The organism is uncultured Nocardioides sp. (genome assembly GCF_902805925.1).
Lineage (GTDB): Bacteria > Actinomycetota > Actinomycetes > Propionibacteriales > Nocardioidaceae > Nocardioides.
The window spans coordinates 1-12,634 of sequence record NZ_CADCUP010000013.1; the positions used below are offsets into that span (position 1 = coordinate 1).

The following is a 12,634-nucleotide window of genomic DNA, read 5'->3' on the forward strand; positions in this document are numbered from 1 at the left end:
CGACGCCGCCATCGCCCAGGTCGGCACCGACGTCGGCGGTCGGATGGAGGAGGAGTTCCGCCACGCCAAGGGTGTCGTCGACCGGATGACGCCCGAGGAGATCGGCCGCTGCTACGTCCGCCTCAAGCACGCCATCGACGGCGGCTTCCGCGTCTTGGAAGCCACACCCGAGCGCATCGTCCTGGTCAACGACCGTTGTCCGTTCGGAGAGGCCGTACGACGGGCGCCGTCCCTGTGTCGGATGACGTCCAGCGTCTTCGGCGGGATCGCCGCCCGCAACAGCGAGCACGGTGCGTCGGTGCTCCTGGAGGAGCGGATCGCGGTGGGCGACCCGGGCTGCCGCGTTGTCGTCGACCTCGACATGCCCAAGGACGACGCCTCCCCTGCCGCCCATCACTACGCGACCCCGCTCCAGTGACCGACGGTCTCGAGCAGGTCACCACCGGCTCGCACTGCCGGTAGCCGTAGGTGAGGGCGAACGCGCCGAGACCGCCGCCACCGATCACGCCAGCGACGGCGGACATGTCGACGATGGTGACCAGGGCGAACGTGTAGCCCAGGACCAACGGGCCGAGCGCCTCGGGCAGCAGCACAGCGGTGATCGTGCGCAGTCGTCCTGCCCCCATGGCACGCGACGCCTCGAGCACGCCGGGGTCGACCGAGACCAGGTTCTGCTCGACGATGCGACTGATCCCGAACGCCGCGGCCGGCGAGAGCGCGAAGATGATCGCCCGGTTGCCGATGCCGATCCCCACGACGAGCCGCGCCAGCGGTTGCGCCGCCGCGATGTAGATGACGAAGGGGATCGGCCGGAAGAAGTTGACGACCACGTTGACCGCCACGGTGACGACCCGGTTCGGCGCGATGCCGCCCGTCCGGGTCGTGTAGAGCAGGACGCCCCGGAGCAGACCGCCCAGCCCACCGACGTTCGCTTGACTCGTTCGAACACTTGTTCGATCATGGGTGCATGTCGTCCAGCCGCTCCGTCGCCGCGCTCGACCCGGGGCGTCCGGTCGTCGAGCAGCTGCGGGAGCGGATGGCCGCCATGGAGCGCAAGGCTGCCACGCAGCCGGTACCGACGTTGCCCGGGGTCGCCGACCTGGTGCCCCTGCACGCCGGGGCGACCTACGCCGTCGACTCCGCCTCGCTCGCGCTCGCGCTGGCCGCAGGGGCCTCGCAGGCCGGGGAGTGGGTCGGGTTCGCAGGATGCGCCGACTTCGGGGTGGAAGCCGCGGCAGAGCTGGGGATCGAGCTGTCGCGCACGGTGCTGGTGCCTGATCCTGGCGAGCACTGGCTGGAGGTGACGGCGGCGCTGGTCGACGTGCTCCGGGTGGTGGTCCTGCGGCCACCTGCCTCGGTCGACGAGCGGACGGCGGGGATCCTCGACTCGCGACTGCGCACGCGCTCCTCCGTCCTGGTCGTCCACGGCCACTGGCCGCGGGTCGAGGCCAGCATGAGCGTCGAGGAGTCCAGCTGGAGCGGTCCGACGTGTGGCACCGGGCAGCTGCTCGAGCGGCGCGCCCGTGTCGTCGTGCGCCGGGGAGCGCGGCCGCCCCAGCGCGCGGACCTGACCTGGCCGGGAGTGCACCGCGTCGACCGGCAGGTGCACGAGATCCGCCGGGCGTCCGGGTGAGGGTCATGGTGGTGTGGTGCCCCGACTGGTCGGTGGTCGCCGCCCTCGACGAGGCCGAGAGGTCGCCGCGCTCCCCCGCCGCCGTTCTCTCCGCCAATGTCGTCGAGGTGTGCAACGGCCCCGCCCGGTCCGAGGGCGTACGGCGCGGGCAGCGCCGCCGCGACGCCCAGGCCCGCTGTCCCGACCTGGTGCTGCTGCCCGCGAGTCCCGACCGCGACGCCCGTGCCTTCGAGCCGGTCCTGGCGCTCGTCGAGGACCTGCGTCCCGGGGTGGCGGCGCTGCGCCCCGGCCTGCTCGCCGTCCGGGCACCCGGCAGCTGGTACGGCAGCGAGACCGCCGCCGCCGCGACGGCGTGCCAGGCGCTGGTCGAGAGTGGGGTGTGGGACGTGCGGGTCGGCATCGCCGACGACCTCTTCACCGCCGAGCAGGCCGCTCGCACCGCTGACGTGCAGTCGTGGGCCGTGGTCCCAGCCGGCGGGTCTGCGTCGTTCCTGCGCGGCCTGCCCGTCGACGTGCTGCAGGACGACGGGCCGCGCGGTCGGGAGCTGGTCGGCCTGCTCCAGCGGCTCGGCCTCCGGACGCTGGCCGACCTGGCCGACCTGCCGGGTGAGGCCGTCGAGCACCGCTTGGGCACCTACGGCGCCGCGGTCCGGCGCCGGGCCCGCGGCGAGGACGCCGCGCTCTTCGCAGCGCGCACCCCGCCACCCGAGCTCGACGCGGAGGTGTCCTTCGAGCCGCCCCTGGACTCCGTCGAGGCCATCACCTTCAGCGTGCGCACCACCGCCGAGCGGTTCGTCTCCCAGCTGGGGCGCCACCAGCTCGTGGCCACCGGAGTGCGGGTCGAGGCCGAGTCCGACGGCGTCGTCTGCTCCTCGCGCACGTGGCTGCACCCGCGCCACTTCGGCGCCCGGGACCTCGTCGACCGGGTGCACTGGCAGCTGCAGTCCTCGACCGTCGGTGGGTCGCTGCGGGCCCGCAAGGACGCCGGCGAGGTGCGTGCCCCGATCGACCGGGTCAGGTTCCTGCCGGAGGTGGTCGAGCCCGCCGCCGCGCACGGCGAGGCGCTGTGGGGCGGAGCGTCCGACGACCTCGTCGAACGGGGCGTGGCCCGGGTGCAGGGGATGATCGGCTTCGACGCCGTACGCCGCCCCGTGCTGCAGGGCGGTCGCAGCCCCTCCGCCCGGCAGGCGCTGGTGCCGTGGGGCGAGCGCGCCGTCGACCTGCGCCCGGTCGACCGGCCGTGGCCCGGCCGGGTGCCGGGGCCCGCGCCGGTGCGGGTCTTCGCGACGCCGCCGGCGGCGGAGGTGCTCGACGACGCGGGCCGGCAGGTGTCGCTCACCGACCGCGGCCTCGTCACCGGCGAGCCCCGCCGCTTCCGGGTCGGCGGCGGGGTGCTGCCGTGGCAGCCGGTGACCGCGTGGGCCGGCCCCTGGCCCACCGACGAGCACTGGTGGTCGGGCGGGACCGGTCTGACCGCCCGGTTCCAGGTCGTCAGCGCCGACGGACGCGCCTGGCTGCTCGTGTGCGCCCCCGACGGCTGGTCCCTCGAGGCCGGCTATGACTGAGCCCGACCCGACGACTGAGCCCGACCCGACGCGGGGGGCGGGCCGATGAGCTGGAACAACCCCACGATGCGGTGGGCCGAGCTCGAGCGCCGCCTGAGCGGCCTGCCCGGGGCCGACGACGCGCCGGTGTCGCGGCGCAAGCGCGCCTCCACCGAGGCCAGGCCGATCGAGCGTCCCACCTCGGCCACGCCGTACGCAGAGCTGCACTGCCACAGCCACTTCAGCTTCCTCGACGGGGCGAGCTCTCCGGCCGAGCTGGTCGCGGAGGCGGTGCGCCTGGGCCTGCACGCCCTCGCCGTCACCGACCACGACGGGTTCTACGGCGCGCCGATGCTGGCCGAGGCCGCGGCGGCGTACGACCTGCCCACGGTCTTCGGCGCCGAGCTGTCGCTGGGTCTCACCGGCCCGCAGAACGGCGTGCCCGACCCCGAGGGCAGCCACCTGCTGGTGCTGGCTCGGGGCGTCGAGGGCTACCACCGGCTCGCCGCGGCGATGACCGACGCCCACCTGCGCGGCGACGAGAAGGGTCGCCCGGTCTACGACCTCGACGAGCTGGGCGAGCGCGGGCGCGGCCACTGGGTGGTGCTGACGGGCTGCCGCAAGGGCGGTGTCCAGCAGGCGCTGGCGCGAGGGGGCGAGACCGCGGCGGCCGACGCCCTCGACCGGCTGACGGCGCTGTTCGGGCTGGAGCACGTGCTGGTCGAGCTGTCCCCGCGGCCCGGGGCAGGCACGACCAACGCCTCGCTCGCCCGGCTGGCCGCCGTCCACGGTCTCGACGTCGTCGCGGCCGGCAACGTCCACCACGCCACCCCGCAGCAGCACCGGCTGGCCTCGGCGATGGCGGCGGTGCGGTCCCGCCGGAGCCTGGCCGAGCTCGACGGCTGGCTCGACCTGTCGGGCTCGGCCCACCTGCGCAGCGGCGCCGAGACGGCCGACGCGCTGGCGGCGCACCCGACCGCCGTCGCCCGCAGCGTCTCGCTCGCCGACGAGCTCGCCTTCGACCTCCGCAAGGCGTCGCCCGCACTCCCCAAGCGCCAGATCCCGGAGGGCCACACCGCCGACTCGTGGTTGCGGGTGCTCGCCGAGCGCGGCTTCGCCGAGCGCTACGCCGGCGTGCCCCACGAGGCGGAGGCACGCGAACGCCTCGAGCACGAGCTGCGGATCGTCGCGGAGAAGGACTTCGCCGGCTACTTCGTCATCGTCCACGACATCGTGGCCTTCGCCCGGAAGCGCGGGATTCTCTGTCAGGGCCGCGGCTCCGCGGCCAGCTCGGCGGTCTGCTACGCGCTGGGCATCACCGCTGTGGACGCCGTGTTCTACCGGCTGCCCTTCGAGCGGTTCATCTCCGCCCACCGCGACGAGGAGCCCGACATCGACGTCGACTTCGACTCCGACCGGCGCGAGGAGGTCATTCAGTGGGTCTACGACACCTACGGACGGCGCAACGCCGCCCAGGTGGCCAACGTCATCGCCTACCGGCCGCGGATGGCGGTGCGCGACGCCGCCAAGGCGCTCGGCCACTCCCCGGGGCAGCAGGACGCCTGGTCCAAGCAGATCGACGGCTGGAAGTCCGTGGTGGCCGGCGACATGGGCGACCCGACCGCCCACGACGTCCCCGCCCCGGTGGTGGCGCTGGCCGAGGAGCTGCTGGGCGCCCCCCGTCACCTCGGCATCCACTCCGGCGGGATGGTCCTCACCGAACGGCCGATCGGCGAGGTCTGTCCCATCGAGCGGGCGCGGATGGAGCGGCGCACGGTGCTGCAGTGGGACAAGGACGCCTGCGAGTCGATGGGGCTGGTCAAGTTCGACCTGCTCGGTCTGGGCATGCTCGGCGCGCTGGACCACATGATGCGGCTGGTCGCCGACCACCTGGGAGAGCGGTGGGACCTCGCGACGCTGCCCAAGGAGGAGCCCGCTGTCTACGACATGCTGTGCCGCGCCGACTCGATCGGGGTGTTCCAGGTCGAGAGCCGGGCCCAGATCGGCACGCTGCCGCGGCTGCGGCCGCGTGAGTTCTACGACCTCGCCATCGAGATCGCCCTGATCCGTCCCGGACCGATCCAGGGCGGGGCCGTGCACCCCTTCGTGCGCCGGGCCACCGGCCAGGAGCCCGTCACCTACGACCACCCCGAGCTGGTGCCGGTGCTCGAGCGCACCAAGGGCGTCCCGCTGTTCCAGGAGCAGCTGATGGCGATGGCGGTCACCCTCGGCGACTGCAGCCGGGACGACGCCGACCTGCTGCGTCGTGCCATGGGGTCGAAGCGGGGCGTCGAGCGCATCGAGTCGGTCAAGCAGAAGCTCTACGCCGGAATGCGACGCCGCGGCATCACCGGCGACCTGGCCGACTCCATCTACGTCAAGATCCTCTCCTTCGCCAACTTCGGCTTCGCGGAGTCGCACGCCCTCTCCTTCGCGCTGCTGGTCTACGCCTCCTCCTGGTTCAAGCTGCACTATCCGGCGGCGTTCCTGGCGGGCCTGCTGCGCAACCAGCCGATGGGGTTCTACTCCCCCCAGTCACTGGTCGGCGACGCGCGGCGTCACGGCGTCGACATCCGCCGCCCGGACGTCACCCGGTCAGCGGCGCAGGCCGATCTGGAGGCGGTGGTCCGCGGCCCGGTCACCGCCACGGGTCTCGCGGGATGCCGCCAGGCCCGGTTCGCCCGCGCCGAGTGGGTGCCGGGCACCCCCGACCCGGTTCCCGACCACCGGCGCGACGGCGCGCTCGCCGTCCGGCTCGGGCTCGACTCGGTGCGCGGCATCGGCCCGGACGTCGCGCGCCGGATCGTCTCGGCCCGCGACGAGGCACCGTTCACCGGCATCACCGACCTGTCCCGCCGCGCGGACCTGACCTCCGGGCAGCTCGAGGCGCTGGCCACCGCCGGCGCGTTCGACGCGTGGGGGCTGGACCGCCGGCAGGCCCTCTGGGCGGCCGGTTTCGCCGAGGGAGCCGAGCACCTGCCCGGCACCACGCCCGCCCCGGCTGCACCCACCCTTCCCGGCATGAGCGAGCCGGAGACCACCCTGGCCGACCTCTGGGCCACCGGCGTCTCGCCCGAGCGGCACCCGGTCGAGCACCTGCGCGACGACCTGCGTCGCGCCGGCGTCCGCTCGGTCGCCGAGCTCGACACCATCGAGCACGGCCGCCGCGTCCACGTGGGTGGGCTCATCACCCACCGGCAGCGACCGGGGACCGCGATGGGCGTCACCTTCCTCAACCTCGAGGACGAGACGGGCATGCTCAACGTCGTGTGCTCGATCGGGGTGATGCGCGCCCATCGGCAGGCCGCCCGCAACCGCATCGCCGTGGTGGTCCGAGGGCGCCTCGAGCGCAACGAGGGCGTCACGAACCTCGTCGCCGACCGGGTGGAGGGCATCGACGTCGTCGTGCCGGGCGCCGGCGCGGTGCTGCAGGCGCGTGCCTCGTCGCGCGACTTCCGGTGACGGGGGCGCGTGACGGGGGCGCGTGACGGGGGCCGGTGCCCACATCTCGCAGGCACGCCGACCGACCGGGCTTCAGACACCCGCGCCCGCCGAGTCCGACGAGGATTCCTCCACGTCGCTCGACCGACGTCGTACGACGAGGAGGCTGGTCGTGGTGGTCACGACCAGGATGGTCACGATGACCGCGAGGGAGGCCAGGGTCGGCACCGACGGGACACCGGGCCACACCTCGTGGGCCCAGTGCAGCACGAGCTTGACCCCGATGAAGCCGAGGATCGCAGCGAGGCCGTAGGAGAGGTGGACCAGCTTGGCCAGCGCGCCCTGGAGCACGAAGTAGAGGGCGCGCAGCCCCAGCAGCGCGAAGGCGTTCGTGGCGAAGACGAGGTAGGGATCACCCGTGATGCCGTAGACGGCCGGGACGGAGTCGACGGCGAACACCACGTCGGTGGCGAAGACGGCGATGACGACGAGCGCGAGCGGGGTGAGCCACCGGCGACCGTCGCGACGGACGACCAGGCGGGTGCCCTCGTAGTCGCCGGTGACCGGCATGAAGCGTCGCGCGAGGCGGACGACGCGCAGCTTGTCGATGTCCACCTCGTGGTCGTGACCGGCGAGGGCGTCGCGCAGCAGCTTGAGCCCGGTGAGCAGCAGGACACCGCCGAACACCAGGAAGACCCAGTCGAAGCGGTCCAGCGCAGCCGCGCCGAGGGCGATGAAGATGCCGCGCAGCACCAGGGCACCGACGATGCCGTAGAGCAGCACCCGCTGCTGCAGCGCCTTGGGCACGGCGAACGCGGCGAGGAGCAGCATGAAGACGAACAGGTTGTCGACGCTCAACGTCTTCTCGACGAGGTAGCCGGTGTAGTACTCCAGGCCGCGGTCGGAGCCGTGGCTGTTCCACACGTACAGACCGAAGAGCAGGGGCAGGGCGACGTAGAACGCCGACCACCCGACGGCCTCACGCATGGAGACCTCGTGCGGGCGACGGGTAGCGACGAAGTCGACCACCAGGAGGGCGACGACGGCTCCGATGGTGATCCACCACAGGGTCGGGGACGCGATGGAATCCAGCAAGGGGTGCTCCTCGAGCTCAGGGACAGAGGTTGTCTGGGCCTGAGGTCTCCCCCGCCGACGGTCCGCTAGGACCGGTGGCGTCCATCCGGGGCACGAATCGTCGCGCCGTAATGGCCGGATGGCCTTGGTGAGGTACTCCCCTCGGAGGTGACCATACAAGAGGGCCACAAGGGCGGTCCAGCCCTGTGGCGCCGTACGCAGGGGGTCGTACGCGGCCCGCTGCCGTCTCGGACGTCTCCGCGGTGCTGACACGGCTCGAGCCCGCCCAACGCGTGGTCCGGCGGGCTCGGGGTCGGCTCAGCTCGACTTGCGGGAAGACGAGGCCTCCGAGCACGGCGAAGCCGACCACCAGGTGCAGTCCGGCGACGGAGTTCGCGACGCTCCCGCCGACGATGCCCATCGTCGGGATCACCACGACGGCCCAGCTCTCGGCCACGAGCGGCCAGAAGCGGGTCACGCCCTTCCAGCGGCCGGCCACGGCGATCCTGATGCCGATGTCCCACGGCGCCTTGTTGCTGTACATCGCCCGGATCGCCAGGGTGCTGCCAGCCGGACGAGAGCTGGTGTCGATCTGGTGGCGACCCGGCCCACCGTCGACGACCTGAGGGGTGGACACCGTGCTGCGCCCGGTTCTCGCCACCACACCTCGACCTGGTCCGAGGCCGACACCGCAACGGTTCGAGCGCGCCCTCCGTCCAGGCGCAGGTACGGGGCCAACCTGCCCGGCTCGCCGCCTCCCGAGCTCACGCTCGGACCATCGTCCCAGCGAGGGCGGCGACCGTTTCGTGATCCTTGAGCGACGGGCGCACCGACGTGGCACCTCGCCCCTTCAGGGCTGCGACGTGCTCGACCCGGGCGGGCCTGCGAGCAACGTGTATGGTTCGCGTCGTTGTGTGCGGGAGCTCGGAAGGACCGGGCTGAGATTGCGGCTGGACGTGCCGCTGACCGCTTGAACCTGACCGGGTAATGCCGGCGTAGGGAGTGCGCATGGACAAGTCTGTCAAGCATGACTCCAGCGGAGTGCTGGACGCTCCGTTGACTCTGGCGGAGCCTCCGCCCCGGTCGCTCGGGCTCGCGTCGAACACGGCGTTCTGGTGGAACCTGGGCATCAGCCTGCTGCTGCCGGTGGCCGCCGTGTACGTGGTGCTGCCGGACCGTCCACTGTGGGCGAGCCTGCTCGCCATCGTGGTCGGCGCCGTCATCGGCGGCGCTCTCCTGGGCTTGGCGGCCGCGCCGGGGGCACGTGAAGGCGTCCCCGCGATGGTGCTGCTGCGTGGCCTGCTCGGCGGCCGCGTGTCGTACGTGCCGACGGTGGCGAACCTGGCCCAGTGCGTGGGGTGGGCGACGTTCGAGATCGTGGTCATCGCCGAAGCGGCCTCCCGCATCGTCGGCGCGCCACGGTGGCCGTTCGTCGTCGTTGCGGGGATCCTGGCCACGCTGATGGCGCTCCGCCCGTTGGGGGTGGTGCGGGTGCTGGCGCGGTACGCGGTCTGGGTCGCCCTCGCTGCGGTGGCGTACCTGTTCATCCAGGTGCTCCGCCAACCCTTGCCGGCCCGGGCTGAGGTGGGGAACGCGACGTCGTTCTGGACCGCGGTCGACGTGGTCATCGCCCTGCCGGCCTCGTGGGCGCCGTTGGCGGCTGACTACACGCGTCACGTTCGTAGCGCCCGGTCGGCAGGGCTCGGCGCGGCCATCGGCTATGGCACCGCGACCATCGTGTTCTTCACCCTGGGGATGCTCGCGCTGGTGGCGTACGGCGCCGGGGGGCTGGACGTCATCGACGCCTTGCTGGCGGTGCCGCTGGGAGGGCTCGCGCTTCTGGTTCTGGTGGTCGTGGAGCTCGATGAGGCTTTCGCCAACGTCTACTCGACTGCCGTGTCGAGTCAGAACATCGTCGCTCGCTGGGACCGCCGGATCCTCGCGGTGGGTGTGGGCTCGGTGGCGACGTTGCTCGCCATGAGCTTCGACATCGTGGCCTACGAGCCGTTCCTGTTCCTGATCGGTTCGGTCTTCGTCCCGCTGGTCGGGGTCCTCATCGTGGCCTACTACCTGCTGCCTCGCGGAGCGTGGGACGTCTCGGAGACGGCACCGGCCAGGCCGCTGCTGGTGGTGCCCTGGCTAGCCGGTTTCGGTGCGTACCAGCTCACGCTGCCGACCTTCTTCGCCGGTCCGGGGGCGGGGTGGACCGCGTGGTGGTCCGCCCGTCAGGGGGATCTGGGCATCGACCCCGCCAACGGCATGTCGGCCTCCCTGGTCAGCCTCGGTGTCGCGATGGTCCTCACCGGGGCGATCGGGTTGCCGGCCATGGTGCGCCGGAGAGAGGAAGGCCTGCGGTGAGCACCGTGCTGGGTCGCCTGCATGTGCTCAGCGATGCGCGCGACGGGCGGGACGCACTCGGGGTGGTCGCCGCGGCGGTCGCCGCCGGTGCGCCCGTTGTGCAGGTCCGCGCCAAGGACTGCACCGACCGGGTTCTGCACGACTTCGCGCGTCGGGTGGTGGAGCTCTGCACACCACTCGGGGTGACGTGCATCGTCAACGACCGCGTCGATGTGGCACTCGCCGTCGGCGCCGCAGGAACCCATCTGGGTGCCGAGGACCTGCCGATCGCAGCGGTACGTCGGGTTGCGGGGCCGAGGCACCTGATCGGGGGCACCGCACGGGATCCCGAGCGGGCGGCTGCTCTGGTCGCTGAGGGCGCCGACTATCTCGGCGTCGGGCCGGGGTACCGCACGGTGACCAAGCCGGGTCTGCCGGCCCCGCTGGGACCCGAAGCCATCGGCGCTGTGGCCAGTGCGGTCCACGTTCCGGTCATCGCGATCGGTGGGATCACCGCCCAGCACGTTCCCGAGCTGGTGGCGGCCGGCGCGCACGGGGTCGCGGTGGTGACCGCGATCTCGGACGCAGCTGATCCGATCGAGGCAACGCGGACGCTCCTGCGGTTGCTGACGGACGACGATGAATAGCGACGTCGACACCACCATGGTGGATGTCGCCATAGCCGGTGGTGGACTGGTCGGACTCGGGATCGCCTGGCGTTGCGCGCAACAAGGACTGTCGGTGGCTGTGGTCGATGAGGCCCCGGGAACCGGCGCCTCGTACGCCGCGGCCGGGATGTTGGCACCGGTTGCCGAAGCTGGTTACGGCGAGGAGCACCTGCTCGAGCTGTGCCGGGCGTCGTTGGCCCGGTTCCCGGCGTTCGTGGCTGAGCTGGAGCGTGAGAGCGGCATCGATGTCGGCCTGCGCACGCTCGGCACGTGCGTCGTCGGGTTCGATGCCGACGACATGGTCGCACTCGATGTGCTGCACTCGTTCCAACGCGAGCTCGGGCTGAGCGCGGAGCGGGTCGTTGCGCGTGAGGCGCGGCGCCGGGAGCCGGCGTTGACGCCGCGGCTGCGTGGGGCGTTGCACATGGCCGGAGACCACTCGGTGGACGCTCGGGCGTTGCATGCCGCACTGCGAGCGGTGGCGGAGGCGGCCGGAGTCCGGATGGTGCAGTCGAGGTCGGCGGCACTGTGGGTCCGGCACGGACACGCAGCCGGCCTGCAGCTGGCACAGGGGGCAAGGGTGGCTGCCCACACAGTGGTGCTGGCGCTCGGCGCGCGCAGCGCGACGCTGCCCGGTGTGCCGCCGTTGCCGGTGCGACCGGTCAAGGGGCAGATCCTGCGGTTGCGCGGCGCCTCGGGACTCCTGGCCGGGACGGTGCGCGCCATGGTCCGTGGCCGTCAGGTCTATCTCGTTCCTTACGCCGGCGACCACCTCATCGTCGGCGCCACGGTGGAGGAGAAGGGGTTCGACGAGACGGTCACCGCCGGCGGGGTGTACGACCTGCTGCGCGACGCGATCGAGGTCGTGCCCGGCGTCACCGAGCTGGAGCTGGTCGAGACCCTCGCGCGCCCGCGACCCGGTACACCGGACAATGCTCCGATCCTCGGAGCCTCGACGATGCCCGGCTTGGTGCTGGCGTGCGGGCACTACCGCAACGGGGTCCTGCTCACTCCGGTGACTGCTGACGCGGTCGCCGAGATGGTGGTCACCGGAGCCCTGCCCGAGCTCGCGGCGCCGTTCACGATCCATCGATTCGGAAGGTGAGAAGAATGCAGATAACCATCAACGGCGTCACCGCCGACGTCGCCGACCGCACCACGGTCGCCGCGCTGATCCGGGACCGCGTCGAGGGGCGGAGCCGGGTCGCGGTGGCCGTCAACACAGGGGTGGTGCCGCGCAGCCAGTGGGAAGCGACACGACTCCGACCCGGCGACAGCATCGAGCTGCTCGCCGCCACAGCAGGAGGGTGAAGGCGATGACCACAGATCAGATGGAAGAAGCGCTCGAGGCGCAGGAGGCAGTCGACCCGTTCGTGGTCGCCGGGAAGACGTTCACCTCGCGGCTGCTGCTCGGCACCGGCGGCGTGCCCAGCCTGGAGGCGCTCGAACGCGCCGTTGCGGCCTCGGGAACGCAGCTGGTCACGATCGCCCTGCGTCGAGTCGAGACCTCCGACAGCAGTGGCCTGCTCGAGGTCCTCGACCGCTGCGGTGTCGAGCTGCTGCCCAACACCGCAGGATGCATGACCGCACGTGAGGCGGTCCGGACAGCCCAGCTCGCCCGCGAGGCGTTCGACACCACGTGGGTCAAGCTCGAGGTCATCGCCGACGAGCAGACGCTGCTGCCGGACCCGATCGAGTTGCTCGATGCCGCCGAGCAGCTGGTCGCCGACGGGTTCACCGTGCTGCCCTACACCAGCGACGATCCGATCCTGGCCCGCCGGCTCGCCGACGCCGGATGTGCCGCAGTGATGCCGCTGGGATCTCCCATCGGCAGCGGGCTCGGGATCGGCAACCCGCACAACATCGCGCTGATCCGCGACCTGGTGTCCGTACCGGTGATCCTCGATGCAGGCATCGGCACCGCCTCGGATGCTGCC

The 12,634-nt window shown here is 72.4% G+C and carries 11 protein-coding genes, 1 pseudogene and 1 riboswitch; of the genes and pseudogenes, 10 read left to right on the plus strand and 2 right to left on the minus strand.

Annotated elements, in window-relative coordinates:
- On the plus strand, nt 1–418 hold a 418-nt coding region (locus QZX64_RS00775), incomplete at its 5' end, for a methanogen output domain 1-containing protein (protein ID WP_295656154.1).
- A gap of 112 nt (nt 419–530) precedes the next feature.
- Here QZX64_RS00775 and QZX64_RS00780 read toward each other — a convergent pair.
- Nucleotides 531–842: pseudogene (locus tag QZX64_RS00780) on the minus strand (ABC transporter permease subunit); the annotation flags it as partial.
- A gap of 125 nt (nt 843–967) precedes the next feature.
- On the opposite strand from QZX64_RS00780, the gene QZX64_RS00785 reads away from it, so the two are divergent.
- From QZX64_RS00785 to QZX64_RS00795, 3 genes are read left to right on the plus strand one after another with little or no spacing between them, the layout of a single operon-like run.
- Nucleotides 968–1,633 (plus strand): hypothetical protein, encoded by a 666-nt coding sequence (locus QZX64_RS00785; RefSeq protein WP_295656156.1) that lies wholly within the window; start codon nt 968–970, stop codon nt 1,631–1,633.
- A gap of 5 nt (nt 1,634–1,638) precedes the next feature.
- Nucleotides 1,639–3,198 carry a DNA polymerase Y family protein gene (locus tag QZX64_RS00790; protein ID WP_295656171.1) on the plus strand — a complete coding sequence of 520 codons (1,560 nt, stop codon included), beginning with the start codon at nt 1,639–1,641 and terminating at the stop codon, nt 3,196–3,198.
- 45 nt (nt 3,199–3,243) lie between these two features.
- Entirely contained in the window at nt 3,244–6,639 is a 3,396-nt protein-coding gene (locus QZX64_RS00795) for an error-prone DNA polymerase (protein WP_295656158.1), read from the plus strand.
- A gap of 72 nt (nt 6,640–6,711) precedes the next feature.
- Here QZX64_RS00795 and QZX64_RS00800 read toward each other — a convergent pair whose 3' ends face one another.
- On the minus strand, nt 6,712–7,713 hold the full coding sequence (locus QZX64_RS00800) for a TerC/Alx family metal homeostasis membrane protein (RefSeq protein WP_295656160.1): 1,002 nt from the start codon (nt 7,711–7,713) through the stop codon (nt 6,712–6,714).
- A gap of 392 nt (nt 7,714–8,105) precedes the next feature.
- On the opposite strand from QZX64_RS00800, the gene QZX64_RS00805 reads away from it, so the two are divergent.
- The 6 genes from QZX64_RS00805 to QZX64_RS00830 all read left to right on the plus strand — a co-directional run.
- Nucleotides 8,106–8,318: a hypothetical protein gene (locus QZX64_RS00805; RefSeq protein WP_295656162.1), complete on the plus strand. Its 213-nt coding sequence runs from the start codon at nt 8,106–8,108 to the stop codon at nt 8,316–8,318.
- Between the two features lie 280 nt (nt 8,319–8,598).
- A riboswitch (TPP riboswitch) is annotated at nt 8,599–8,713 on the plus strand.
- Nucleotides 8,701–10,050: a cytosine permease gene (locus QZX64_RS00810; protein ID WP_295656164.1), complete on the plus strand. Its 1,350-nt coding sequence runs from the start codon at nt 8,701–8,703 to the stop codon at nt 10,048–10,050. Its footprint overlaps the riboswitch before it by 13 nt.
- The gene (thiE, locus tag QZX64_RS00815; protein ID WP_295656165.1) at nt 10,047–10,676 is read left to right on the plus strand and encodes a thiamine phosphate synthase; all 630 of its coding nucleotides are present in this window, start codon (nt 10,047–10,049) and stop codon (nt 10,674–10,676) included. The genes QZX64_RS00810 and thiE overlap by 4 nt, the downstream gene beginning before the upstream one ends.
- Complete coding sequence (gene thiO / locus QZX64_RS00820; protein WP_295656167.1) at nt 10,669–11,802, plus strand: glycine oxidase ThiO; 1,134 nt, start codon at nt 10,669–10,671, stop codon at nt 11,800–11,802. Before thiE ends, thiO begins: the two co-directional genes overlap by 8 nt.
- A gap of 5 nt (nt 11,803–11,807) precedes the next feature.
- Nucleotides 11,808–12,008 (plus strand): sulfur carrier protein ThiS, encoded by a 201-nt coding sequence (gene thiS / locus QZX64_RS00825; RefSeq protein WP_295656169.1) that lies wholly within the window; start codon nt 11,808–11,810, stop codon nt 12,006–12,008.
- 5 nt (nt 12,009–12,013) lie between these two features.
- The coding region (locus QZX64_RS00830) for a thiazole synthase (RefSeq protein WP_295656173.1) at nt 12,014–12,634 on the plus strand (621 nt) is incomplete at its 3' end.